Origin of the sequence: Enterococcus sp. DIV2402 (assembly GCF_017426705.2) — a bacterium.
GTDB lineage: Bacteria > Bacillota > Bacilli > Lactobacillales > Enterococcaceae > Enterococcus_F > Enterococcus_F lowellii.
In genome coordinates this window covers 2,813,984-2,839,328 of the sequence record NZ_CP147251.1, presented here as the reverse complement: position 1 = coordinate 2,839,328, position 25,345 = coordinate 2,813,984, and the positions used below count along the sequence as shown (strand labels likewise).

The following is a 25,345-nucleotide window of genomic DNA, read 5'->3' as shown; positions in this document are numbered from 1 at the left end:
AAGAGGCAAATAAATGGTAGAGTTTCAACATTATACCGTCATGAAGAAAGAAACGGTTGATGGTTTGAATATAAAACCCAGTGGAATATATGTTGACTGTACCCTAGGTGGTGCCGGTCATAGTGAATATATTTTAAAACAATTAAATGAACAAGGGCATTTATATGCGTTTGACCAAGACCAAAAAGCAATTGATTTTGCAAATGAACGTTTAGCATCTTATGTAGAAAAAGGACAAGTAACATTTATAAAACGTAATTTCCGATATTTAAAAGAAGAGTTAAATCAATTAGGTATTACCAAGGTAGATGGGATTCTCTATGACCTAGGTGTTTCTTCACCTCAATTGGATGAAGCAGAGCGTGGGTTTAGTTATCATCAAGATGCCCCATTAGATATGCGAATGGACCAAACGGCATCATTGTCTGCCTATGAAGTAGTAAATGAATATGACTATCATGAATTAGTAAAAATATTTTTCCGTTATGGCGAAGAAAAATTCTCAAAACAAGTGGCACGAGCAATTGAACGTGCGCGTGAAGTTTCACCGATCGCAACAACGGGTGAGTTAGTTGAAATTATTAAATCAGCGATTCCAGCACCAGCGAGACGCAAGGGTGGACATCCTGCTAAACGAATTTTCCAAGCAATTCGTATCGCTGTGAATGATGAGTTAGGTGTCGTTGAGGATTCTTTGGAACAAGCAATTGAATTATTGAATAAGAATGGACGTATCAGCGTAATTACCTTCCACTCGTTAGAAGATCGTATTGTAAAAAGCATCTTCAAAGAATATAGCACAATGAAAGATTTACCTCCAGGTTTACCGGTCATTCCCGACGAATTCCAACCAGAATTAAAAGTCATTACTCGTAAGCCTCTGCTACCCTCGGAAGAAGAGCTGGCAGAAAATAATCGTTCCCGTAGTGCTAAGCTGCGAATAGCTGAAAAACTAAAGGAAAAGGAGTAGCTGGTATGGCTGAATTAAATGCACATCATGAAGTGCCCTATGAAGAGCATCCAAGTCATGAGCCATCGCATACTCCTGAACGTCCTGAAGTTGTTGTTGTCCCTTTATCTCCAGCACGTAAGTTAAGTCGCATCTCTACCATGGAAAAAGTGATTAGCTTAAGTCTATTAGTAACGTTTATTGCATTAGGTTTACTAATGATTAGTTTACGTACAACTATTAGCCAAGTTGAGCATAGCATTTCTATTCTTCAAGATGACGTAACAACTAACGAAGCAGAAATTCTTCAATTAGAACAAGAAAAAAATGAATTGTCTAAAAGTGAACGAATTCAAAAAATTGCTGAAGAAGAAGGATTATCCATTAATAGTGATAATTTAAGGAAAGTGAAGAAGTAAATGCGAATTATAGAGAAAATCAAGCAGTACTTTAAAAAGAAAAATTTGTCTACAATGAACAATCGCAAAAAAGTAGGAATTATTCTCTTTACTACGAGTATTGGATTGTTCTTTTTATTTGTCACTCGATTAAGCTATATTGTGATTGTTGGACAAGTAGCAGGGACTTCTTTAGAAGAAAAAACACAAAATTTATATAAAGGAAGTCAAGTCATCAAAGCGAAACGTGGCACAATTTATGATCGCAATGGTGTAGCTATCGCAGAAGATGCAACTTCATATTCTTTATATGCTGTGTTAAGTACAGATTATCGTAGTGGCAATAAGAATTTATATGCTGAAGAAAAAAACTTTGAAGCCCTAGCGACGATTGTATCAGATATTTTAAATGGGCGTGTTCGTAAAACAACAGTCGAAAAAGTTTTAAAAAGTGGTCTAGAAAATAATAAATACCAAGTAGATATTCCGAATGGTAAGAATATTACTTTACAAGAAAAACAAGCCATTGAAGAAGCCATGGAAAAACAAAAAATACAAGGACTTTATTTTGAAGAACATCCTTCTCGCATCTATCCAAATGGGGTTTTCTCTTCACATTTTATTGGGTATGCAGATATTCAAGTGAATCAAGAAACCAAAAAAGAGGAATTGTTAGGACGGATGGGATTAGAAGAAGTTTATAATGATGTTCTTGCCGGAAAAGATGGCGAAATGACTTTCCAAAAAGATAATTTCCAAAATCCATTGCCAGGAACAACTGCAGAAATAGAACCTGCTCAAGATGGTCAAGATATTTATACAACCTTAGATGTTCGGTTACAAAGCTATTTGGAAACATTGATGGATCAAGCTGTTAAAAATATCCAAGCAGAAGATATTACAGCTGTCTTAATGGAGGCAAAAACAGGTGAAGTCGTAGCGATGTCACAGCGACCAACCTTTAATCCAGAAACAAAAGCTGAATTTACCGATGAAGATTTTATTTGGCAAAATCTTTTTGCGCAAGACAATTATGAACCAGGTTCAACGATTAAAGTCTTAACTGTAGCAGGAGCTATTGATCAAGGTGTATTTAATCCAAATGAAACCTACAGTACAGATGAAATTAAAATTGGCGATACGACGATTCGTGACTGGGACTTAGGTGAAAAAGGTTCCCTAACAATGCGTCAAGCCCTGTCTTGGTCAAGTAATATCGGAATGGTAAAACTTGAACAACGAATGACTGAACGTTGGCAACGATACTTGAAAGAATTTGGTTTTGGAAGAAGTACGTATTCTGGAATCGCAGAAGAACATACAGGAAACTTACCAGAAGATAATATTGTCAGTCAGGCAATGTCTTCTTTTGGTCAAGCTATTGGGGTGACACAACTTCAAATGCTTCAAGCCTTTACAGCGATTTCCAATGATGGACAAATGTTAAAACCTCAATTTATTAAAAAAATAGTTAATCCAGAGACAGAAGAAGAGATGGTCACGCAAAAAGAAGTTGTAGGACATCCAATCTCAGCTTCAGCCGCTCAAACCGTTCGTGAGTACATGCGTGATACCGCAGAAGACCCAGATTATGGAACAGCATATGGTCGTTATGATATTCCTGGGTACAACGTATCTGTTAAAACAGGAACTGCCCAAATTGCTCGTGACGGTAGTTATTTAACTGGTGAAAGTGATTATCTATATTCTTCAGTTGCGATGATTCCTTCTGAAGATCCAAAATATGTTATGTATGTCACAATGAAACGTCCAGAACAACAGGATGGTTCAATTATTCCAAGCATCGCCACACCATTATTAAAACGTGCAATGGATTTATATGATGTTGATTTAGTAGAAGATCCAAGTGAAACAAGTACGGAAATGGTCACTGTTGAAGACTATCGTAATTTAGATACAACGACGGCAGCAGAAGATGCACAAAGACGTGGATTATCTGTAGTAGTTATTGGTAATGGGGATGAAATCAAAGCACAATCAATTGAAAATGGTAAAAAAGTTATGCCTTCTGAAAAACTGTTATTACTGACAGATGGTAATCAGCGTTATATGCCTGACACAATCGGTTGGTCAAAATCCGACTTAATTAAATTAGGTGAATTATTAGACGTTGAAGTTACATTTGAAGGCGAAGGATATTGTGTTGAACAAAGTATCGCTCCATACGAAGCATTAACAGACACAGGATTAACATTTACGTTGAAAGAAAATTAACTTAGGAGAGAAAAAGCATGGAATGGACAAAAATGATTCTGCCACTTGCAAGTAGTTTTGGGATTACGGTGGCAACAATGCCATTATTTATTGGGTATTTTCAAGCCAAAAAATATGGACAAGAAATTCGCGATGAAGGACCAAAATGGCACAACATCAAAGCAGGAACACCTACAATGGGTGGAGTGGTATTCTTAGTTGCTTCGGTGATTACAGCTCTTTGGGTAGGCTTGTGGCAACAACAATTAACGCCATCACTATTCATTCTATTGTTTGTCTTGGCATTATATGGTTTGTTAGGATTTTTAGACGATTTCATTAAGATTTTCAAAAAAAGAAATATGGGATTAAATTCCTTGCAAAAATTAATTGGTCAAATTGTTGGTGCAGTTATTTTTTACTTAGTCTTTTTATATGAAGGTAACGCAAATGTATTAAACTTGTTTGGCCTTTCAGTACCATTGTCTTATGTATATGGCTTGTTTGTCATTTTCTGGTTAGTTGGTTTTTCAAATGCAGTGAATCTAACAGATGGAATTGACGGTTTAGTATCTGGTTTAGGTACCATCTCTTTTGGAACATATGCCATTATCGCTTGGCATCAACAACAAATTGACGTGTTGATTTTATGCCTAAGTGTTGTGGGTGGATTGATTGGTTTCTTTTTATATAATCATAAGCCAGCCAAAATTTTTATGGGGGATGTAGGTTCCCTAGCACTAGGTGGTTTATTAGCAGCCATCTCTATTTTACTACATCAAGAATGGACGCTTCTTTTAATCGGTCTTGTTTATGTGATTGAAACAGCGAGCGTCATGTTACAAGTTGCTTCTTTCAAGTTAACAGGAAAACGTATTTTTAAAATGTCACCCATTCATCATCATTTTGAAATGAGTGGTTGGTCAGAATGGAAAATAGATAGTGTATTTTGGCTAGTAGCTTTAGGTTGTTCAGCTTTGACACTATTCATTTATTTTCTATAATTAATTGATAAACGTTTGAAAGACACTTTTTGTAGGAGATGAGTAAAATGAAAAAAATTACTGAATATAAAAATAAAAAAGTCCTAGTATTAGGATTAGCAAAAAGCGGATTTAGTGCGGCCAAATTGTTACACGATTTGGGCGCACTTGTTACCGTTAATGACGGGAAACCGTTTGAAGACAATCCCGAAGCACAAGACTTATTAGCATTAGGGATTAAAGTAGTGACAGGGAGTCATCCAATTGAATTATTAGATGAGGATTTTTCACTAATGGTTAAAAATCCTGGAATTCCTTATACCCAACCACTAGTTCAAAAAGCTTTAGAAAAAAATATTCCGATTTTAACAGAAGTAGAATTAGCCTATCAAATTTCAGATGCACCTATTATTGGTATTACTGGGACAAATGGTAAGACGACTACTACAACCATGATTGAACAAGTATTAAATACTGGATTATCACAAGGTACGGCACGTCTTTCTGGAAACATTGGTTTTCCTGCAAGTTCTGTCGCTCAAGAGGTAACAAGTGAGGATTGTTTGGTTATGGAATTATCTAGTTTCCAATTGATGGGGACAAAAGAATTTCATCCTAAAGTAGCAGTGATTACGAACCTTTACGAGGCGCATTTAGATTATCATGGTAGCCGTGAAGATTATGTTGCTGCAAAATGGAACATTCAAAAAAATATGACTAAAGCAGACCATATTGTTTTAAATTGGAATCAAGCTGAGGTACAGGAGTTAGCTAAAATAACGCAAGCAACGGTGGTTCCATTTTCTACACAAGAAAAAGTCGATGGGGCATATCTCTTAGATGGTCAACTTTATTTCAAAGATGAAGCAATTTTACCAGTGAAACAGTTAGGTGTTCCTGGTAAACATAATGTTGAAAATGCCTTGGCAGCAATTGCTGTAGGAAAACTATGGGGAATTGAGAATCAAGCCATTGCTGAAGCGCTAAAAGTTTTCTCTGGCGTTCCTCATCGCACACAATATGTAGATAAAATTGAAGAGGTTGTTTTCTTTAATGATTCCAAAGCAACCAACATTTTAGCGACTGAAATGGCTTTGGGCGGGTTTGACCATGAACGATTGATTTTACTTGCAGGTGGTTTAGATCGAGGCAATGGTTTTGATGAGTTGATTCCTTCATTAAAAGGAATTAAAGCGATTGTCTTGTTTGGTGAAACAAAATATAAACTAGAAGATGCTGCAAAAAAAGCAGGAATTCCAATCATTAAATTAACTGAAAATGTAGAAACAGCTGTGCCAATTGCCTTCGAATTAAGCGAAAAAGGCGACACGATTTTATTATCACCAGCTAATGCTAGCTGGGACCAATATCCGAACTTTGAAGTTCGTGGGGACCGTTATATGGCTGCAATTGCTGCATTGAAAAAATAATATAGAGTGAGGAAGATACAATGAAAGTATTAGTCACTGGTGGTGGAACTGGAGGTCACATTTACCCAGCCTTAGCCTTTGTGAAATATGTAAAAGAGCAAGATCCAACATCAAGTTTTTTATATGTCGGGGCAACAAGAGGGTTGGAAAATAAAATTTTGCCTCAAACAGATATTCCTTTTAAAACGTTAGAAATTCAGGGCTTTAAGCGTAGTTTATCTTTTGATAACATTAAAACCATTCAACTATTTTTAAAGAGTATTCGTGAAGCTAAGAAAATTTTGCGTGAGTTTAAACCAGATGTGGTTATTGGTACAGGTGGTTACGTTTCAGGAGCTGTGGTTTATGCTGCGGCTAAACTGAACATACCGACTATTGTACATGAACAAAATAGTGTGCCAGGTGTAACCAACAAATTTTTAGCTCGTTATGTCGATAAGATTGGCATTGCGTTTGAGGACGCAGCGCAATACTTCCCTAAACAAAAAACGGTATTAGTAGGAAATCCTCGTGCGCAAGAAGTGGGTGGAGTAGCAAAATCTGATATTTTAAAAAATTACAATTTAGATTCTGAAAAGAAAACCGTATTAATTTTTGGTGGTAGTCAAGGTGCATTAAAAATTAACCAAGCAGTAGTTGCGGCAATCCCTCAATTTGCTGATAAAAACTATCAAATTTTATATGCTTCAGGCGAGCGATATTATCAAGAAATTGAAGAATCAATTGGGATGTCTAAAGACGCTTTTGCCAATATTAGTATTCAACCATACATCAATCAAATGATGGATGTCATGGTGAATTGTGACTTATTGATTGGACGAGCAGGTGCTACGTCGATTGCTGAATTTACAGGTTTGGGTTTACCAGCTATTTTGATTCCTAGTCCGTATGTTACAAACGATCATCAAACAAAAAATGCGATGAGTTTGGTTCATGCTGGAGCAGTAAAAATGATTAAAGACAGTGAATTGACAGCAGAGAACTTAGTTGTTACAGTAGACGAAATTATGAATGATGAAGTATTACGCAAACAAATGGCTGAAGCTTCAAAAGAGCAAGGAATCACTGACGCTTCTGAACGTTTGTATCAATTAGTCCAATCCTTGATCTAGAAAAATGTAAAGGAGGCGATTGTTATCAGTACGAATGAGGAAGAACCAAAGAAAGTTAAAAAAAATCAAGGAGAGAATTTGACTCCTTGGCAAAAAGAACATTTGCTTTATCTTGAGAAAACTGGTCAAGTTGATCCAACGATTCAGCTTGAAGAAGAAGAAATAGAAGAAGCAACAGATGAAGTAGAAGTATCAGAAGAAATTCAAGAAGAGACTGATGAACGCGTCTCTTTTGCTGATCGTCTTCCTAAAATTAAAGAATATCGCAGTAAAAAACTTTATCAGCGGTTATTTCTATTAATTCTTTTGTTTTTGTTACCATTATTAGGGACACTTTACTATATTTCTCCTTTAAGCAAAGTTTCAGCTATCACAGTTGTGGGCAATCAAAAAGTACCGACAGAAACAATCGTGAACGAATCAAATTTAAAAAATGATGAAAGCTTATGGGCACAGTTTTTCAATCGTAAAACAACTGTGCAACAAATCAAAGAAAAAGCGCCGCGTGTAGAAAATGCTACTATTCAGATTGTTCATTGGAATCAATTACAAATCAATGTGACTGAGTATCAAGAAGTTGCATGGTTGGTTGAAGGGAAAGAATATTTACCAATCTTAGCGAGTGGTTATGTGATTCAAGAACCTCAAAAAGAAGCTGGGCAAGATAAAGTGATTTTTGAAGGGTTTAAAGATAAAAAAGTCATTTTGCGAGCATTAAAGGCATACGATAAATTACCAAAAGAAATTCAAGAGGGAATTTCACAAGTAAAGTATGCACCAACAAAAAGTAATGACCAATTATTGAATTTGTACATGAATGATGGGAACCAAGTAATTGTCAATATTTCGAACATGTCTAGCCAAATGGAATACTATCCCCAAGTTGCCAAAGAAATGGACAAAAAAGGGGTTATTGATATGGAAGTCGGTATTTTTGCTTATCCTTATCAAGTTTCTGAATCAACAACGGAAACCAAAGCAGAAGAAAAAGAATAAAATAAGGCAAAAACCAAATTTTAACATAATTGTCATATAATTTTTTATTAACTTCTTTCTAAAATGGGCTAAACTATGGTAAAATTGGTGGCAGTGAATAAATGATTCGATATAGCTAAGTAAGAACAAATATGTTCAAGATATATGGAAATTAGTAGGTAGGAGGGAACCCCATCCATGGCAAAAACGGGAATGCATGTTGGTCTAGATATTGGTACAACTTCTGTAAAAGTTGTTGTAGCAGAATATATTGAAGGTCAAATGAACATTATTGGTGTAGGAAATGCAAAATCAGAAGGAATTAATCGTGGGATTATTGTTGATATTGATAAAACTGTAAAAGCCATTCAGCGCGCAGTACGCCAAGCTGAAGAAAAAGCAGGAATTCAAATCCACAATGTAAGTGTTGGTGTACCAGCAAATCTTTTAGAAGTAGAAAATTGTCAAGGAATGATTGCTGTAAGTAGTCAATCTAGAGAAATTTCAAACGAAGATGTACGTAATGTAGCTTCAGCAGCTATGGTACGTTCAATTCCTCCTGAAAGACAAATTATCACAATTATTCCACAAGAGTTTACAGTGGACGGTTTTGAAGGGATTAAAGATCCTCGCGGTATGATTGGTGTACGCTTAGAAATGTTTGGTGTTGTCTTTACTGGACCAAAAACAGTTGTGCATAATATCCGTAAATGTGTCGAAAAAGCGGGATTGATTTTAAGTGAAATGGTTATTACACCGCTAGCATTAACTGAAACAGTTCTTTCCGATGGTGAGAAAGACTTCGGTACAACGGTTATCGATATTGGTGGTGGGCAAACAACTGTTGCAGTAATGCATGATAAACAATTGAAATTTACAAGCGTGAACCAAGAAGGTGGAGAGTTTGTAACAAAAGATATTTCAACTGTTTTAAATACATCGTTTAATAATGCAGAAGCATTGAAAATTAACTATGGAGATGCTTATCCAGAACGCACATCTGCAAGTGAAGAGTTTCCAGTAGATGTGATTGGTAAGTCAGAACCAGTAAAAATTGATGAACGCTATCTTTCTGAAATTATCGAAGCACGTATGGAGCAAATCTTTACCAAAGCAAAAGATGTTTTAGATGAGATTGAAGCATTAGAACTACCTGGTGGAATCGTATTAACTGGTGGAGCAGCAAGCTTACCTGGTATCGTGGACTTAGCACAAGAAGTGTTTGGTGTAAACGTAAAATTATACGTACCAAATCACATGGGCTTACGTAATCCAGTCTTTACAAATGTTATTAGTATTGTTGATTATTCAGCAAATCTAAGTGAAGTATATCAAATGGCGAAAAGTGCTGTAACGGGTGAAAAACCTGTTATGGATCGTCCAGCAGCTGTGAAACAAGAACCAATTTACGAACAACCACAGTATGAAGAAGAAGTAACTTACCAAGAACCAGACGCAACAGACAAACCAGCAAATGAAGGTTTTACAAGTAAAGTGAAAAACTTCTTTTCTAACATTTTCGATTAATAACTCAGGAGGAAATTAAATTATGGAATTCTCAATTGATAATACAATCAATGACGGCGCAGTAATCAAAGTTATCGGTGTCGGCGGCGGTGGCGGAAACGCAGTAAACCGTATGATTGAAGAAAACGTAAAAGGTGTTGAATTTATTACAGTTAACACTGACGTACAAGCTTTAAAAAATTCAAAAGCGGAAACAGTGATTCAATTAGGCCCTAAATATACACGTGGTCTAGGAGCTGGATCTCAACCAGAAGTTGGACAAAAAGCAGCAGAAGAAAGCGAAGAATTAATTCGTGAATCTTTAGAAGGTGCTGATATGGTCTTTATCACCGCTGGTATGGGAGGCGGAACTGGTACAGGTGCTGCTCCAATCGTTGCAAACATTGCAAAAGAATTAGGTGCATTAACTGTAGGTGTTGTAACACGTCCATTCTCTTTTGAAGGTCCAAAGCGTGGCCGTTTTGCAGCAGAAGGTATTGCTAAACTAAAAGAAAATGTCGATACATTACTAATTATTTCTAATAACCGTTTATTAGAAGTTGTTGATAAGAAAACACCAATGTTAGAAGCGTTCCGTGAAGCTGATAATGTATTACGTCAAGGCGTACAAGGTATTTCAGACCTAATTACTGCTCCAGGTTACGTGAACTTGGACTTTGCTGATGTGAAGACAGTCATGGAAAACCAAGGAACGGCTCTAATGGGTATTGGGGTTGCTAGTGGTGAAAATCGCGTCATCGAAGCAACGAAAGAAGCCATTTCTTCTCCATTATTAGAAACTTCTATCGAAGGCGCAGAACAAGTTTTATTAAATATTACTGGTGGCTTAGATATGACATTATTCGAAGCACAAGACGCTTCTGATATTGTTGCAGGTGCATCAGCAGGCGATGTGAATATTATCTTAGGTACTTCAATTAATGAAGAACTAGGTGATGAAATTCGTGTAACTGTTATTGCTACAGGAATTGATCCATCAAAACGCGAAAATAAACCAGCTCGTGCAAGACAAAATCAAGTACAAGCAACTCCTCAAAAACCTGTTTTTGAAATGGAACAAGCGAAACCTACTGAACAAGAAGAAACTGCAGCGACATTTGGTGATTGGGATATTCGTAAAGAACAAAATGTTCGCCCAAAAATCGATGAAGCACAATTTGAATCTATTGAAAAGAAAGATTTTGATACCTTCAGTCGTGAAGAAACAAAATCAAATGACGATGAGTTAAATACACCACCATTTTTCCGTCGTAAACGATAAGAGGAGGCAGAGCACATGATTTCTGACAACTTGCGGGAGGTAGAGCAAGAGCTGCGGGATTCTTGTGCTCTTGTTTCTCGTCAACGAGACGAAGTAACGCTTGTTGCTGTAACTAAAACCGTCGATGTTGAGAAAACTAGCGAATTGGTCGATTTAGGCGTTTATCATTTAGCTGAGAATCGCGTTGATAAATTCTTAGAGAAAAAGGAACAAATGGGTGACTTTTCTAATATTTCATGGCATTTCATTGGTAATTTACAGCGTAGAAAGGTAAAATCAGTTATAAATGAAATTGACTTTTTTCATGCGTTAGATGGGTTGAAATTAGCAAATGAAATCCAAAAACGAGCAGAAAAAACGATTCGTTGTTTTATTGAAGTAAACGTTTCGGGTGAAGCAAGTAAACACGGTATTTCACCTGAAGAAGTTGAACAGTTTATTGATTCAATTGCTACATATGATCGGATTCAAGTTGTGGGATTAATGACCATGGCACCATTTGATTCGACTGTAGAAGAACAACATCAATTTTTTAAAACACTAAAAAAATTACAAGAAAACATAGAAGCGAAAAATCTACCATACGCACCTTGTACTGAAACAAGTATGGGGATGTCAAATGATTTTTCTGTAGCTATTCAAGAAGGTGCAACGTTTGTCCGAGTGGGAACTGCACTATTTAAAGAGTAAAGGGGGGGTTATTACATGTCATTTTTAGCAAAAGTATCAACTTTTTTTGGACTAGAGGATGAAGAGTACATGGAAGAGGCACAAACACCTCAACAAAAGCCAGTAGTTCAGCAGGCTGCTTCTAGTTCTGCTAGACAGAAAAATACATTCAACCCTAGAGCGCAAACTACAAATACTAAGCCTAAACCAAAGCCAAAACAAAAAGCAAAACCTAAAACAAACTATTCATCAGAATCAGTTTCTTCTAGACAAGCACTCACTCAAGCAACCGAGTCCATGTATAAAGAACCAGTGTATACGCAAAGTGCACAACCTGAACCAGAAAAAAAAGTTGTGTCCATGCGCCAAACATCACCGAAACGACAAGTGAAAACTGAAGTTACTTCGGCGGATGGCTCAAGTAAAATTATGATTATTTCCCCACGTGTATATTCAGAAGCAATGATTATTGCTAAGCATGTGATGAGTGGAGAGTCTGTACTTGTTAATTTTCAGTTAATTGAAGAGTATCAAGCACGGAGAATTGTTGATTTCTTGACGGGAACAGTGTACGCTGAAGATGGTGATATTAAACGAGTAGCAGACGAAATCTTTTTATGTACACCAAAAGGTATGGAAATTGATGGGACAGCTCAATCACTAGTTGAAAGTAACTTATTTGAAATGTAACTAGAGGAGGCAAAGCTTATATTTATTTATAGTTTAATCAATCTTTTAGGGAAAGCAGTATATATCTATACTGTATTACTTGTAATCTATGCACTTTTATCATGGTTTCCTGGAGGCTATCAATCATCTTTTGGTCGTTTTTTGTCAAAAATTTGTGAACCATATTTAAGCTTATTTGATCATTTGAATCTGTCTTTTGGACCAGTGAATTTTAATATTGCATTTGCAATCATCATTCTACAATTAGCATCAGAGGCACTATTTCGAATTATTCTAGCAATCTTATAACGAAAGGGGTGAGAATCGATGAACGCAAATGTCTATCAACATTTTCGAACCGATGAACACCCTTTTATTGATACCGTAGAGCAATGGATTGAACAAGTAACGATGCAATATGCACCTGTGCTAACAGAATTTTTAGATCCAAGGCAAGCGTATATTTTAGAATCTCTTGTTCGTCAAACTTCAGATTTGAAATTCCAATTTTTTGGAGGCTATGAAGCAGCTGAACGAACACGCTGTTTAATATTTCCAGATTATTATGAACCTGCGCAAGAAGAATTTGATATTGTTCTATATGAAATTAACTACCCTAAGAAATTCACAACATTAAGTCATGGGAAAATTTTAGGTACGCTTATCGGTACTGGCGTTAAGCGTGAGTTTTTTGGAGATATTATTTCTGATGGCGATGCTTGGCAAGTGTTTATTGCTAAAGAAGTTCATTCTTTTGTAGAACTACAAGTTACTAAGATGGGAAATGTTAGTGTAAGACTGGAAAAACGCGATTACACGCAAATTTTAATACCTAAAGATGGTTGGTCGGAAGAGCGAACAACAGTCAGTTCTTTACGATTAGATACGGTTATTTCTAGCGTGTTTAATATTTCTCGTCAACGATCAAAGCAATTAATTGAGTCAGGAAAAATAAAAGTCAATTGGACAGAAACCGTGCGACCCGATTTTATATTGGATTTGTTGGACATTGTTTCAATCCGTGGATTTGGTCGATTACAAATTCAAGGATTAGAGGGTGCCACAAAGAAAGAAAAAATTCGTTTATTGCTCGGTGTATTACGTAAATAACTATAAAGAGGTGTGTAAATATGGCATTAACTCCATTAGATATTCAAAATAAAAGCTTCGCAGTAAAAATGCGTGGCTATGAAAAAAACGAAGTCGATGATTTTTTAGAAATCGTAGTTAGAGACTATGAAGATGTCACACAAAGAAATCGTGAATTAGAAAAAGCCTTACGTCACGCAGAAGAAAAATTAGAGTATTTCAACGAATTAAAAGATGCTTTAAACCAATCAATTATTGTTGCACAAGATACAGCTGATAAAGTTAAAACAAGTGCAAGTAAAGAATCTGAAGTCATCGTTACATCTGCACAAAATAAAGCAGACGAATTAGTAACGACTGCAGAAAAACGTGCAGCAGCCTTAAATGCAGCAGCAGAATTAAAAGCCAAAGAAATTTTAACAGATGCAACTGCGCGTGCACGTCAATTGGCAACTGAAACTAATGACTTGAAATCTAAAACAAGAGTCTTCCATAATAACTTATTGGTTATGTTGCAAGCTCAATTAGAACAAGTAAAAAGTCCAGAATGGGATGAAATCTTAGCACCATTTTCAAGTTATGTTCAAGAAGACCACGAAGTTATTCGTGAGGTTTTATCTAAAGAACTTGACATCGAAAATACTTCTGAAGTAAACTCAGAAGAAGTAGAGAATAATTCAGATGATGACATTTCTATTGTAGAAGCAAGCGGAAAAGTTGTAAAAGTATCTGAAAAAAATAAATAAACGATAGTAAGTAGAACAGAAAAGCTAATTGTATTTTTCTAGCGAAACGGGGATAGTGGAAGCCCGTCAAAACCCTGTAATTAGCCAGATCATCTACACGTCTTGATTTTGAATTGACAGTAGAAATCAACGTTTAATCTCGTTAACGATTACTAGAGAAAAACAAATTTTGTTTTTAAACTTTGGGTGGTACCACGATACGTTCGTCCCTATGCGATTAGGGATGGGCGTTTTTTTGTTGGCATTTACTCAGATTTAATAGAAGAAAAGGGGCAAGCACTAATGAAAATGAAAGAAACGCTACATCTTGGAAAAACAGCTTTTCCAATGCGTGGAAATTTACCAAATCGTGAAGGTGAATGGCAAAAAGATTGGGAAGAAAAAGATATTTACGGACAGCGTCAAAAATTAAATGAAGGAAAACCAACGTTTGTTTTACATGATGGACCTCCCTATGCTAATGGAAATATCCATATTGGGCATTCATTAAATAAAATCAGTAAAGATATTATTGTTCGTTCAAAATCTATGTCGGGTTTCCGTGCACCGTATGTTCCTGGTTGGGATACACATGGTTTACCTATTGAACAAGTTTTAGCTAAAAAAGGTGTAAAACGTAAAGAAATGGACATGGCTGAATATCGTCAAAAATGTTACGACTATGCGTTGACACAAGTAGACACACAAAGAAACGATTTCAAACGTTTGGGTGTAGCTGGTGATTGGGAAAACCCATATATCACCTTAACGCCTGACTATGAAGCTGCTGAAATTCGTGTGTTTGGTAAAATGGCTGAAAATGGCTATATCTATAAAGGATTAAAACCAATTTATTGGTCTCCTTCTAGTGAATCTTCATTAGCAGAAGCAGAAATCGAATATCAAGATGTGAAATCACCATCTATTTATGTTGCATTTAAAGTTTCTGATGGTAAAGGTTTGTTAGACGAAGATACGTCATTTGTTATTTGGACGACCACGCCTTGGACTTTACCTGCAAACTTAGGAATCTCTGTTAACCCAGATTATACGTATGTTCAAGTTAACGCAGATGGTCGTAAGTTTGTGATTGCAAAAGATTTAATTGAAACTGTTCAAGAAGCAATCGGTTGGGAAACAGTTGAAATTTTACAAGAAATTTCAGGTGATAAACTAGAAAATATGACTGGTCAACACCCATTCTATGATCGCGCATCCCTAGTGATGTTAGGAGACCACGTAACACTAGATGCGGGTACTGGTTTAGTTCATACAGCTCCTGGACACGGGGAAGATGACTATATTGTAAGTAAAAAATATGGTTTACCAGTTATTTCACCAGTGGATAATCGTGGCTGTTTTACAGAGGAAGCACCAGGTTTTGAAGGAATTTTTTATGACAAAGCAAATCCAATGATTACAGATTTATTAAAAGAAAAAGATGCTTTGTTGAAGCTAGATTTCTTTACACACAGTTATCCACATGACTGGCGTACGAAAAAACCAGTTATCTATCGCGCAACACCACAATGGTTTGCATCAATTGATAAATTCCGTCAAAATATCTTAGACGAAATTGAAAAAGTAGATTGGATTATTCCGTGGGGGAAAACACGTCTTTACAATATGATTCGGGATCGTGGTGATTGGGTAATTTCTCGACAACGCGCTTGGGGTGTCCCACTACCAATTTTTTATGCTGAAAATGGGGAAGAAATCATCACACCAGAAACAATTGAACATGTTGCAGCATTGTTTGAAGAGCATGGATCAAATATTTGGTTTGAACGTGAAGCGAAAGATTTATTACCAGCAGGCTTTACACATCCTGGTTCGCCAAATGGTGAATTTACGAAAGAAACAGATATCATGGACGTGTGGTTTGACTCAGGTTCTTCACATGAAGCTGTTTTACGTCAAAGAGAAGAGCTAACATTCCCTGCAGATATGTATCTTGAAGGTTCTGACCAATATCGTGGATGGTTCAACTCAAGTATTACAACAAGTGTAGCGATTAATGGTGTAGCACCTTACAAATCTGTGTTATCTCAAGGCTTTACTTTAGATGGTGAAGGTCGTAAGATGAGTAAATCTTTAGGAAATACAATTGCTCCTGAAAAAGTTATCAATCAAATGGGTGCCGATATTTTACGTCTATGGGTAAGTAGTGTAGATTACGAAGCCGATGTACGTGTATCAATGGATATTTTAAATCAAGTATCAGAAGTATACCGTAAAATTCGTAACACAATGCGTTTCTTATTAGCAAACACAGCTGATTTTGATCCAAAAGACAGTGTAGCATTTGAAGATTTACGTTCGGTTGATAAATATATGACTGTTCGTTTGAATCAAGTTATTAAAGAAATTCGTGAAAAAGGGTATGAACAATATAATTTCTTACACATTTATCGTACAGTAATGAACTTCTTAACTGTTGAATTATCTTCATTCTATTTAGATTTTGCGAAAGATGTCGTCTATATCGAAGCTGAAGCTGATTACCAACGTCGTTGCATGCAAACAGTGTTCTACCAAACAGCAGTTGCCTTAACAAAATTATTAACACCAATTATTCCGCATACTGCAGAAGAAATTTGGTCACATTTAAAAGAAGAAGAAGAATATGTACAATTAGCAGAATTCCCTGAATACCAAGAGTTTCCAAACCAAGCTGAACTGTTAGACATTTGGACTGCATTTATGGATTTCCGTAATGATGTCTTAAAAGCATTAGAAGTAGCCCGTAATGAAAAATTAATTGGTAAATCATTAGAAGCAAAAGTAACTATCTATCCATCAGAAACTGTTCAAACATTGTTGACAGCAGTTGATACGAATTTAGCCCAATTACTAATTGTCTCTCCTGATTTCTTTGAAGTGAAACCAGCAGGTACAGAAGTTCCTGAACAAGCGCAAAAATTTGAAGATGTTGCTATTTTAGTTGAAAAAGCAGAAGGTGAAGTTTGCGAACGTTGCCGCCAAGTGAAAAATACTGTGGGTTCTCAAGAAGAATTACCAACCTTGTGTTCACATTGTGCGGAAATTGTCGCACAAGAATTTCCAGAAGCAGTAGCAGAAGGATTTGAAACAAAATAATGAAAAAGCGTAATCGACCACAATCGATTACGCTTTTGTTTTAATGGAGAGCCAGATTTTCGTTTTTGCATTTCATTCAGAAGAAGGCGACGATTCGGAAGTTGTTGCTTACGTGCTGATGGAATCAATATATTATTGGAAATGAGTCATTAGATATTCTAATAGATTCATCAAAAAGCTATCTAACAATTAGTGTTCCAGTTAGTCAGTTACATCTAAAAGCGAGATAAAAAGACATGATGTTAACTACAAACATCATGTCTTTTAGTTTAGTCTAATAAATTACGTTCACGGTACCATTCATCTGGTGCCCAGATCCATTTGAAGCCATCTTTTTCCAATAAATCATAGGCTTCTTTAGGTCCCATTGTACGAGCAGGGTATTGAGGAAGAACAGAGTGATCTTGATCCCATGCTTGACGAATGACATCCACTACACGCCATGATTGAGCAACTTCATCCCAATGAGTGAAGTTTGTTCCATCACCATTTAGCGCATCAAGCATTAATTTTTCATAAGCTTCAGGAGTATTTGACATTACTTCTGAACTATTTCGATGCTCTAAATGAATTGGCAACATATTGAAACCAGGTCCAACTTCTTTACCATTTAAAGATAAAGAGAAACCTTCTGTTGGTTGGATGTAGATAGTTAATACATTTGGTTCTAATTGTTGATTGCTTTTTGTGCCAATTGCTGACTTGAACACGTTAACCGGTACTTGTTTGAAAACAATATTGATTCGTGTGCCTTTTTCAGTTAGGCGTTTTCCAGTACGGACATAGAATGGTACACCTGACCAACGGAAATTATCAATAACGAATTTACCAGCAACAAACGTTTCTGTCTCAGAGTTAGCATCAACATTTAATTCGTTTTTGTATCCAGTAAAGTCTTCACCTTTAAATTTGCCTGTGCTATATTGTGCACGAACAAAGTTTTTGGCAACTTCTTCAGGGGTATACACACGAACAGCTTCTAAAGCTTTGATTTTTTCTACTCGAATTTCTTTTTCAGAAAAGGCTACAGGTGGTTCCATAGCTAGCAAAGCTAAGACTTGTAAAATATGATTTTGGACCATATCTTTTAAGGCACCACTTTTTTCATAGTATCCACCACGCTCTTCAACGCCTAAATCTTCGGCAATGTTAATTTGAATATTGTCAATAAAGCGATTATTCCACATTGATTCAAAAAAGTTGTTGGCAAAGCGAATAGCTGAAATATTTTGAACCATTTCTTTTCCTAAATAATGGTCAATTCGATAAATATCTTCTTCATTAAAAACTGTCGCAATTTCTTCATTTAATTGTCGTGCAGTTTCATAATCTGTTCCAAATGGTTTTTCAATAATTACACGATGATAGCCATCTACCTCTAACATACCTTGTGATTGTAGATGAGCAACGATTGTACCAAAAAAGTTAGGTGACATCGCTAAGTAAAATAGACGGTTTCCATCTAATTGATATTTTTCATCCAATTCATCAGATAATTTTTTTAAGGTATTGTAATGTTCCGTATCTTGTACATCGTGTGACTGATAATAGAAGTGAGAAGAGAATGCTTCTGCTTCTTCGGGTGTTGGCTCTAATCCAGCAATTGTTTCTTTTACGATGTCACGGTAAACTTCATTACTCCAAGGGCGACGTGCTGTACCAATTATTGCAAATGATTCAACCAAATCACCTTTGCGGTACAAGCGGAATAGAGAAGGGTATAGCTTTCTTTGGGCTAAGTCACCTGTCGCACCAAAAATTGTAAACAAAACCTTTTTTTCGTTCATTTAGTTCACTCCTTATAGTTTATCAACGAATATTGTGCTGGCTGCTTTGTAGCTGACGGCTAACGTCTTTTCTTGGTTTTGAATAGTAATTGGACCTTCATAGGCAGCAACATCAATGATTTCATATTCTTCGTGTAGCTTCAAATCAATAGAAACAAGATAATCCAATAACTCGCGTTCATCAAGGACACGGGCTATTTTTACACGTGTACCTTTTGAATAGGTGCTAAGTGTTTCTCTTTTTTTCTCATGAATTGTTTGTGTTTCTTTCGGGATCATGCCACCATGGGGACAATATTCTGGATGGTTCAAGTAAATTTCAAGACGATGAGCGAGCGTGTCTGAAGTGACATGTTCTAGAACTTCGGCATCATCATGAACTTCATTCCAAGAATAATTGAGGTGTTCCACGAGAAATACTTCCCATAATCGGTGTCTGCGAATCAGCGAGCTTGCTTTTTCTAAACCAGCAGTGGTTAATTGCACACCTTGATAAGGAGTATGTTTGACTAATCCTTCTTTAACAAGTTTAGAAATCATCTCACTGACAGAAGCAGCAGAAATGGCTAAGCCAGATACAATTTGTTTATTGCTGATTTGTTGTTGGTCGCCACCAAGTTCTAAAATCAGTTTTAGATAATCTTCACGATTAGGTGTCATTATGAATCATCCCTTCTGTATGAAGTAAATTCTATCAAAATTTTTCCTTTTTTACTATGCAAAATGATTGAGAAAATAAAGAAAATATTCAAAAAAAATAAAAGCAAAAATGAAATCGTCATTTTTGCTTTTATTTTCTGCTTTTTATGCCCAATCACCGTTTCTGAAAATTGGCATAGTACTTCCATCTTTTCGAATACCATCAATATTCATTTCTGCTGAACCAACCATAAAATCAACGTGTGTTTGACTGCGATTTAACCCAGCTTCAATTAATTGTTCTTCTGTCATTTCTGTACCACCTTGCAGGTTAAAGGCATAAGCTGACCCAAAGGCTAAATGATTTGAAGCATTTTCATCAAACAAGGTGTTGAAGAAAATAATTCCTGATTGAGAAATCGGTGAGGGATCTGGAACTAAAGCAACTTCACCTAAACGTCGCGCGCCTTCGTCTGTGTCTAGCAATTTAGCTAAGACTTCTTCGCCTTGTTCGGCAGAAAAATCAATAACTTTGCCATCTTTGAATGTAAACTTCATTCCTGAAATAATAGTTCCTGCATAACTTAATGGTTTTGTACTTGAAACAACACCATCTACGCGACGACTATCTGGAGCAGTAAAGACCTCTTCGGTAGGCATATTGGCCATGAATTTTTCGCCACGAGCATTGAAACTACCTGCACCTTCCCAAAGATGATCTTTTGGTAAACCAATAATCAAATCTGTACCCGGTGCTGTATAATGTAAGGAGTCAAATTGTTCTGCATTTAACTCATTGGCTTTTTCTTGTAATGTCTCATCATGTTTTTTCCACGCAGCAACGGGGTCTTCTGTATAGATTCGTGTGGTTTTGAAAATTTGATCCCACAAAGCATCTTGCGCTTCTTCAGCAGATAAATCAGGAAAGACTTTTTTCGCCCATTCATTGCCAGCTGCTGCAACGACAGTCCAGCTTACTTTATTTGATTGCGTAGCTAAACGTAATTTATGCATAGCTTTGCCAGCAGCTAATTGATAAGCTGCAACACGTTCAGGATCAACACCTGCTAAAGAACCTGGATCAGAAGAAACTACGCTAATTCGACTTGCTCCTTTATCAATCCAATCTTCTGTTTGATCAATTTTATGTTGTGGAATAGTCGTAATACGTTCTTGGTCAGCGTGTGTTAAAAATTCTTTTTGAATCATATCATCTGTCCATTGAACAATAACTTCTGCGGCACCTAATTCATACGCATTTTTTGTAATTAAACGAGCTAAAGGCGCTTGTTCGACACTAATTTGTAACACCACTGTATGTGATTCTTGGACATTAACACCGACTTCAGCAATTAATCGGGCATATTTTTCAAGATTTTCATTAAAATTTACTAGAACCATTGTTTTTTTCCTCCTAAAAAATCATCTGTTTCAATAATAACACTAACTAAAAATCAAAACAATTTAGAAAGTGCGGAGACTAAAAGAATGAAAGTTATTAAAAAAGGATAAAAATTGTTTTTTTATTGTAAAGAAAATAGACTGAATTTTGAATTATTTAGAAAACATGTTAAAATGAACAAAACGTATCTGTGAAAGCGGTATATATTAATGTAAGGAGACCGGAGATTATGGCAAGAAAAAAAACTATCACAAGAGATCAAATATTGAATGCTGCTTATGAAGTTGTTGCAAAAGAAGGTTTTTCCCGTTTTACTGCTCGAAATATCGCAGCTAAAATGAAATGTTCAACTCAACCTATTTATTTAGAATTTAAAAATATGGATGAATTGAAAAAGGTGTTAGTCAAAGAAATCATTACGAAACTATCAACAAAGTTACTTCATAAAGAAGTAACAGGAAATAAATTGATTGATTTAGGTATTAACTATATTGAATTTGCGAGTGAAGAAAAACAGTTATATAAAGCACTTTATTTAGAAGGCGAAACAGAAATGGCTGAATTAGAAGAATATTCCTATGATTATTTCTATGATGGAGTCATTAAAGGAACCGAATATGAAGAATTATCTAATGAAAAACTAGTTTCGCTTTATACAGGTTTTTGGATTGTTGTGTCTGGTGTAGCTGCTTTGACTTCTTCTAGTATTATTACACCTTCAAGAGAAGAAACGATTGAACTATTAGAAGATTCATTTGATATGATGAAAACGCAAAATCGTCCAGTTGATCTTTCATTCAAAACATTACGTCCATAATAAAAAGAACGTCGTGTGCTGTAGGACTCCAAAAAGTTAGTACAAAAAACTAGCTTTGGGAGGTCGCTTCAGCTTACGACGTTCTTTTTTAAATTTTTTCAACTAAAGATTTAGCGAATGCTTCAAGATTTTGAATATCTTCTTCTTCGGCGGCTAAATCAACTTTAACATTTTCAGCCCCTTTGACCGCCCCGGTTTTGATGAATGCCTCTTCAAAATCATCGACTGCTTTACAGAAGAAATCATAAAAGGTATCGCCTGAACCACAAACACCAAAGATTTTTCCTGACAAATCTAATTCTAATAAGTCATCATAAAAATCCATGATTTCATCAGGCAAATGCCCGTCGTCATATGTGTAAGTTGCTACAACACAAATATCAGCATCTTCAAAATCAGAAGCGTCAACTTGCGTACATTCATCTATTTCAACTTCAATGCCCATATCTTCCATTGTTTCAGCAACGATATCAGCAATTTCTTCGGTATTTCCAGTCATGCTTGCATAAATAATTTTTGCTAAGGTCATAATATCCTCCATTACATAATTAAAACTTGTATTTTAGGTTGATTATAGCAAAATAAACGTCTAATGGAAACTATCGGTTAAACTGGATGGAAGGAATTTGGAAAAAAATTCATTCCTATGGTAAAATAGATAAGATTTCAACAAAGGGGATAAGAAGAATGATTACATTAAAATCACAAAGAGAAATTGAACGTATGGCAGAATCAGGTGCCTTATTAGCAGAGGTACATAAAGAATTACGTACATTTATTAAACCAGGAATTACTAGTTGGGACATTGAAGTATTTGTTCGCGACTACATTGAAAGTCACGGTGGTGTTGCAGCTCAAATTGGCTTTGAAGGCTACAAATATGCTACTTGTTGCAGTATCAATGATGAAATCTGCCATGGTTTTCCAAGAAAAAAAGTCTTGAAACAAGGCGATTTAATTAAAGTAGATATGTGTATTGATTTAAAAGGTGCTATTTCGGATTCTTGTTGGTCTTATGCTGTTGGCGAACCAACACCGGAAGTGAAAAAATTAATGGAAGTAACTAAAAAAGCTTTATACTTGGGTATTGAACAAGCACAAGTAGGAAATCGCATTGGAGATATCGGTCATGCAATTCAAACGTATGCAGAAGCAGAAGGTTATGGTGTAGTTCGTGATTTTATCGGACATGGCATTGGTCCAACTATCCATGAAAGTCCAGCTGTTCCTCATTATGGAGAAGCTGGGAAAGGCCTACGCTTGAAAGAAGGTATGGTTATTACGATTGAACCAATGATTAATACTGGCACTTGGAAAATGAAAATGGATCCAAATGGTTGGACAGCTTACACATTAGATGGTGGGTTAAGTTGCCAATATGAGCACAGCTTGGCAATTACTAAAGATGGTCCACGTATCTTGACTTCTCAAGGTGAAGAAGGTACCTACTAAAAAGGAGAAGGCGATGAATGCACTAAAAAAATTCCGAACGAATAAAGAAGTGACACGCTTTGTCCAAACCGTGCAAGCACGGGTGACTGATTCAGAATTAAGTACAAGCTCAATTGTGGTTGCGTATTATTTATTGCTTTCATTGTTTCCATTGCTGATTGCTGTGGGAAATTTGTTGCCATTTTTGCAGATTGACCCCAATACAGTTCTACCTTATATTCAAGAAATCATTCCAGAACCCGTCTACGATTTCTTAGGTCCAGCAATTAAAGACCTTTTAACACAAGGTTCAGGTAGCATGTTGTCTATTTCAGCGATTGCCACATTATGGTCAGCAAGTCAAAGTATCAATGCTTTGCAAAAAGCCTTGAATAAAGCGTATGGTGTAGACGAAAGAGGCAATTTTATTATTGTTCGTATTGTATCCGTTGTGGTAGTCGTCTTATTGTTAATTGCGATTGTCGGAGTGACTCTGATTGTTGGGTCAGGTAAACTAATTTTAGATCAGTTGCAACCGATTTTACTATTTTCAGATGAGATTATTCGTACTTTCCAAACAGTAAAATGGCCATTGACAATTGTGACGATGATGACATTAATGAGTGTGATTTATTGGATTACACCAAATGTAAAGGTGCGGTTACGTTCCGTTCTTCCAGGTGCTGTTTTCGCCACAATTGGTTGGATGTTATTGTCACAAGTTTTTGGTTTGTATGCGCAATATTTTGCTGCAAGAGTCAGCGGTTATCAAATTATTGGAAGTTTTGTTGTCCTTATGCTCTGGTTGAATTTTGCTGCTACGGTTATCGTATTAGGTGGTGTCCTCAATGCGGTAGTTGAAGAATTTGTTGGTGGTGAAGTTGTTGAGCGAACTGGACCGGTCGACAAAGTGAAAAAAGGCTTCAAAAAACATTGGTCCAAAAAGAGTGATGAAAGTGAGAAAAGCTAATGGGATTTACATTTCAATTTATTGTAAGACTATTTCTGACAACGATTCTTGCAGCCATTTTGACACCTTTAATCAAGCTCCTTGCATTTAAAATTGGTGCAGTGGATAAGCCAGGAGAACGGCGTATTAATAAAAAAACGATGCCTACTGCGGGAGGATTAAGTATTTTTCTTGCTTTTTCTATCGCCGTATTGTGGGAGTTTAGTGATACATTAGATGTTCATCGAATTTGGCCCATGCTTTTAGGTGCCACGATTGTAGTTATAACTGGCTTGATGGATGACGTGTTTGAATTAACACCTATGCAAAAAACGATTGGCCTCACCTTAGCCGCGTTAGAAATTTATTTTATTGCAGGCATTCGGATTAGCACGGTTTCCATCCCATTTATTGGTTACTTTAATCTAGGGTGGTTAAGCTTACCTGTTACTTTATTATGGATTTTAGCAATTACCAATGCAGTGAATTTAATTGATGGCTTAGACGGCTTAGCTGCGGGTGTCTCGATTATTGCTTTAGTAACTATGGGCTTAGTTAGTTATTTCTTTTTACCAAGCAATGGGGTTATATTAGCCATTTTAATTTTTACACTGGTTGCGGCAATTGTTGGATTTTTCCCGTATAATTTCTATCCCGCAACTATTTTTCTAGGGGACACTGGGGCTTTATTTTTAGGTTTTATGATTTCAGTCTTTTCACTTCAAGGATTGAAAAATGCCACATTTATCTCAGTTTTAACGCCAATGTTTATTTTAGGCGTACCGATTACAGATACGATTTATGCAATGATTCGTCGTCGTTTTAATAAACAACCCATTTCTTCTGCAGATAAAATGCATTTGCATCATCGTTTATTGTCATTAGGATTTACGCATCGTGGGGCTGTTTTAACGATTTATGCGATGGCGATGGTCTTCTCATTTATCGCTTTATTGATGAACTATGCCAGTAATTGGGCGATTGTTTTATTGATTATCAGTACAACATTTGGTTTAGAATTATTTATTGAATTGATTGGTTTAGTGGGTGAAAATCGACAACCACTAATGAAAACCTTGAAATTTTTAGGAAATCGTAGCTATCGACAAGAAGTAATGAAAAAAAATAAACAGAAGTAAAACATTTATCCTTCGTGGTAAATGTTTTTTCTTTTTTTACAGAAAATAGTGGTAAAATAAATAGTTGAGAATAGATGAAAG

General features: G+C 36.1%; 23 protein-coding genes and 1 other annotated feature. Of the genes, 19 read left to right on the top strand and 4 right to left on the bottom strand.

Annotated features, from left to right (window positions below):
* Positions 1-13 precede the first annotated feature (13 nt).
* The 15 genes from rsmH to ileS all read left to right on the top strand — a co-directional run bounded on the left by rsmH (position 14) and on the right by ileS (position 17,100).
* Positions 14-970, top strand: coding sequence for a 16S rRNA (cytosine(1402)-N(4))-methyltransferase RsmH (gene rsmH / locus DOK78_RS13855; protein WP_207941714.1), 957 nt, complete (start codon positions 14-16; stop codon positions 968-970).
* A 5-nt stretch (positions 971-975) separates the two neighbouring features.
* The gene (gene ftsL / locus DOK78_RS13850; protein ID WP_207941715.1) at positions 976-1,368 is read left to right on the top strand and encodes a cell division protein FtsL; all 393 of its coding nucleotides are present in this window, start codon (positions 976-978) and stop codon (positions 1,366-1,368) included.
* The gene (locus DOK78_RS13845; protein ID WP_207941716.1) at positions 1,369-3,582 is read left to right on the top strand and encodes a penicillin-binding transpeptidase domain-containing protein; all 2,214 of its coding nucleotides are present in this window, start codon (positions 1,369-1,371) and stop codon (positions 3,580-3,582) included.
* 17 nt (positions 3,583-3,599) lie between these two features.
* Entirely contained in the window at positions 3,600-4,565 is a 966-nt protein-coding gene (mraY, locus tag DOK78_RS13840; protein ID WP_207941717.1) for a phospho-N-acetylmuramoyl-pentapeptide-transferase, read from the top strand.
* A gap of 47 nt (positions 4,566-4,612) precedes the next feature.
* Positions 4,613-5,974 carry a UDP-N-acetylmuramoyl-L-alanine--D-glutamate ligase gene (murD, locus tag DOK78_RS13835; RefSeq protein WP_207941718.1) on the top strand — a complete coding sequence of 454 codons (1,362 nt, stop codon included), beginning with the start codon at positions 4,613-4,615 and terminating at the stop codon, positions 5,972-5,974.
* Between the two features lie 20 nt (positions 5,975-5,994).
* Positions 5,995-7,086, top strand: a complete 1,092-nt coding sequence (gene murG / locus DOK78_RS13830) for an undecaprenyldiphospho-muramoylpentapeptide beta-N-acetylglucosaminyltransferase (RefSeq protein ID WP_207941719.1) — start codon at positions 5,995-5,997, stop codon at positions 7,084-7,086.
* A 78-nt stretch (positions 7,087-7,164) separates the two neighbouring features.
* Positions 7,165-8,082: a cell division protein FtsQ/DivIB gene (locus DOK78_RS13825; protein WP_207941720.1), complete on the top strand. Its 918-nt coding sequence runs from the start codon at positions 7,165-7,167 to the stop codon at positions 8,080-8,082.
* Between the two features lie 177 nt (positions 8,083-8,259).
* Positions 8,260-9,588, top strand: a complete 1,329-nt coding sequence (gene ftsA, locus DOK78_RS13820; protein ID WP_207941721.1) for a cell division protein FtsA — start codon at positions 8,260-8,262, stop codon at positions 9,586-9,588.
* Positions 9,589-9,610: 22 nt separating this feature from the next.
* Positions 9,611-10,849: a cell division protein FtsZ gene (gene ftsZ / locus DOK78_RS13815; RefSeq protein WP_207941722.1), complete on the top strand. Its 1,239-nt coding sequence runs from the start codon at positions 9,611-9,613 to the stop codon at positions 10,847-10,849.
* Between the two features lie 15 nt (positions 10,850-10,864).
* Complete coding sequence (locus DOK78_RS13810) at positions 10,865-11,539, top strand: YggS family pyridoxal phosphate-dependent enzyme (RefSeq protein WP_207941723.1); 675 nt, start codon at positions 10,865-10,867, stop codon at positions 11,537-11,539.
* Between the two features lie 15 nt (positions 11,540-11,554).
* A complete protein-coding gene (locus tag DOK78_RS13805; RefSeq protein ID WP_207941724.1) occupies positions 11,555-12,208 on the top strand; it encodes a cell division protein SepF in 654 nt (217 codons plus the stop codon).
* Between the two features lie 24 nt (positions 12,209-12,232).
* Positions 12,233-12,496, top strand: coding sequence for a YggT family protein (locus tag DOK78_RS13800; protein WP_422389698.1), 264 nt, complete (start codon positions 12,233-12,235; stop codon positions 12,494-12,496).
* A gap of 18 nt (positions 12,497-12,514) precedes the next feature.
* Complete coding sequence (locus DOK78_RS13795) at positions 12,515-13,297, top strand: RNA-binding protein (protein ID WP_207941725.1); 783 nt, start codon at positions 12,515-12,517, stop codon at positions 13,295-13,297.
* A 20-nt stretch (positions 13,298-13,317) separates the two neighbouring features.
* Positions 13,318-14,022: a DivIVA domain-containing protein gene (locus DOK78_RS13790; protein ID WP_207941726.1), complete on the top strand. Its 705-nt coding sequence runs from the start codon at positions 13,318-13,320 to the stop codon at positions 14,020-14,022.
* Positions 14,020-14,236: a binding site (T-box leader), on the top strand. Its footprint overlaps the gene before it by 3 nt.
* 68 nt (positions 14,237-14,304) lie before the next feature.
* A complete protein-coding gene (ileS, locus tag DOK78_RS13785; RefSeq protein WP_207941727.1) occupies positions 14,305-17,100 on the top strand; it encodes an isoleucine--tRNA ligase in 2,796 nt (931 codons plus the stop codon).
* Between the two features lie 269 nt (positions 17,101-17,369).
* On the opposite strand, the gene zwf is transcribed toward ileS, so the two are convergent.
* The 3 genes from zwf to DOK78_RS13770 all read right to left on the bottom strand — a co-directional run bounded on the left by zwf (position 17,370) and on the right by DOK78_RS13770 (position 20,927).
* Positions 17,370-18,887: a glucose-6-phosphate dehydrogenase gene (gene zwf, locus DOK78_RS13780; protein ID WP_207941728.1), complete on the bottom strand. Its 1,518-nt coding sequence runs from the start codon at positions 18,885-18,887 to the stop codon at positions 17,370-17,372.
* Between the two features lie 12 nt (positions 18,888-18,899).
* A complete protein-coding gene (locus DOK78_RS13775) occupies positions 18,900-19,547 on the bottom strand; it encodes a metal-dependent transcriptional regulator (RefSeq protein WP_207941729.1) in 648 nt (215 codons plus the stop codon).
* Positions 19,548-19,691: 144 nt separating this feature from the next.
* A complete protein-coding gene (locus DOK78_RS13770) occupies positions 19,692-20,927 on the bottom strand; it encodes an aminopeptidase (protein ID WP_207941730.1) in 1,236 nt (411 codons plus the stop codon).
* Positions 20,928-21,157: 230 nt separating this feature from the next.
* Between DOK78_RS13770 and DOK78_RS13765 the strand changes: the two genes are divergently transcribed.
* Entirely contained in the window at positions 21,158-21,745 is a 588-nt protein-coding gene (locus DOK78_RS13765; RefSeq protein WP_207941731.1) for a TetR/AcrR family transcriptional regulator, read from the top strand.
* A gap of 88 nt (positions 21,746-21,833) precedes the next feature.
* Here the strand turns inward: DOK78_RS13765 and DOK78_RS13760 are convergent, their stop codons facing one another.
* Positions 21,834-22,274 carry a flavodoxin gene (locus DOK78_RS13760; RefSeq protein ID WP_207941732.1) on the bottom strand — a complete coding sequence of 147 codons (441 nt, stop codon included), beginning with the start codon at positions 22,272-22,274 and terminating at the stop codon, positions 21,834-21,836.
* 158 nt (positions 22,275-22,432) lie between these two features.
* On the opposite strand from DOK78_RS13760, the gene map reads away from it, so the two are divergent.
* The 3 genes from map to DOK78_RS13745 are packed head-to-tail and all read left to right on the top strand — an operon-like array spanning position 22,433 to position 25,264.
* On the top strand, positions 22,433-23,197 hold the full coding sequence (gene map / locus DOK78_RS13755; RefSeq protein ID WP_207941733.1) for a type I methionyl aminopeptidase: 765 nt from the start codon (positions 22,433-22,435) through the stop codon (positions 23,195-23,197).
* A 13-nt stretch (positions 23,198-23,210) separates the two neighbouring features.
* The gene (locus DOK78_RS13750; protein ID WP_207941734.1) at positions 23,211-24,146 is read left to right on the top strand and encodes a YihY/virulence factor BrkB family protein; all 936 of its coding nucleotides are present in this window, start codon (positions 23,211-23,213) and stop codon (positions 24,144-24,146) included.
* Positions 24,146-25,264, top strand: coding sequence for a glycosyltransferase family 4 protein (locus DOK78_RS13745; RefSeq protein ID WP_207941735.1), 1,119 nt, complete (start codon positions 24,146-24,148; stop codon positions 25,262-25,264). The genes DOK78_RS13750 and DOK78_RS13745 overlap by 1 nt, the downstream gene beginning before the upstream one ends.
* Positions 25,265-25,345: the final 81 nt, after the last annotated feature.

Coding starts and splice junctions, on each gene's coding strand:
- rsmH (WP_207941714.1), top strand. CDS start 14: ATGGTAGAGTTTCAACATTATACCGTCATGAAGAAAGAAACGGTTGAT.
- ftsL (WP_207941715.1), top strand. CDS start 976: ATGGCTGAATTAAATGCACATCATGAAGTGCCCTATGAAGAGCATCCA.
- DOK78_RS13845 (WP_207941716.1), top strand. CDS start 1,369: ATGCGAATTATAGAGAAAATCAAGCAGTACTTTAAAAAGAAAAATTTG.
- mraY (WP_207941717.1), top strand. CDS start 3,600: ATGGAATGGACAAAAATGATTCTGCCACTTGCAAGTAGTTTTGGGATT.
- murD (WP_207941718.1), top strand. CDS start 4,613: ATGAAAAAAATTACTGAATATAAAAATAAAAAAGTCCTAGTATTAGGA.
- murG (WP_207941719.1), top strand. CDS start 5,995: ATGAAAGTATTAGTCACTGGTGGTGGAACTGGAGGTCACATTTACCCA.
- ftsA (WP_207941721.1), top strand. CDS start 8,260: ATGGCAAAAACGGGAATGCATGTTGGTCTAGATATTGGTACAACTTCT.
- ftsZ (WP_207941722.1), top strand. CDS start 9,611: ATGGAATTCTCAATTGATAATACAATCAATGACGGCGCAGTAATCAAA.
- DOK78_RS13810 (WP_207941723.1), top strand. CDS start 10,865: ATGATTTCTGACAACTTGCGGGAGGTAGAGCAAGAGCTGCGGGATTCT.
- DOK78_RS13805 (WP_207941724.1), top strand. CDS start 11,555: ATGTCATTTTTAGCAAAAGTATCAACTTTTTTTGGACTAGAGGATGAA.
- DOK78_RS13795 (WP_207941725.1), top strand. CDS start 12,515: ATGAACGCAAATGTCTATCAACATTTTCGAACCGATGAACACCCTTTT.
- DOK78_RS13790 (WP_207941726.1), top strand. CDS start 13,318: ATGGCATTAACTCCATTAGATATTCAAAATAAAAGCTTCGCAGTAAAA.
- ileS (WP_207941727.1), top strand. CDS start 14,305: ATGAAAATGAAAGAAACGCTACATCTTGGAAAAACAGCTTTTCCAATG.
- zwf (WP_207941728.1), bottom strand. CDS start 18,887: ATGAACGAAAAAAAGGTTTTGTTTACAATTTTTGGTGCGACAGGTGAC.
- DOK78_RS13775 (WP_207941729.1), bottom strand. CDS start 19,547: ATGACACCTAATCGTGAAGATTATCTAAAACTGATTTTAGAACTTGGT.
- DOK78_RS13770 (WP_207941730.1), bottom strand. CDS start 20,927: ATGGTTCTAGTAAATTTTAATGAAAATCTTGAAAAATATGCCCGATTA.
- DOK78_RS13765 (WP_207941731.1), top strand. CDS start 21,158: ATGGCAAGAAAAAAAACTATCACAAGAGATCAAATATTGAATGCTGCT.
- DOK78_RS13760 (WP_207941732.1), bottom strand. CDS start 22,274: ATGACCTTAGCAAAAATTATTTATGCAAGCATGACTGGAAATACCGAA.
- map (WP_207941733.1), top strand. CDS start 22,433: ATGATTACATTAAAATCACAAAGAGAAATTGAACGTATGGCAGAATCA.
- DOK78_RS13750 (WP_207941734.1), top strand. CDS start 23,211: ATGAATGCACTAAAAAAATTCCGAACGAATAAAGAAGTGACACGCTTT.
- DOK78_RS13745 (WP_207941735.1), top strand. CDS start 24,146: ATGGGATTTACATTTCAATTTATTGTAAGACTATTTCTGACAACGATT.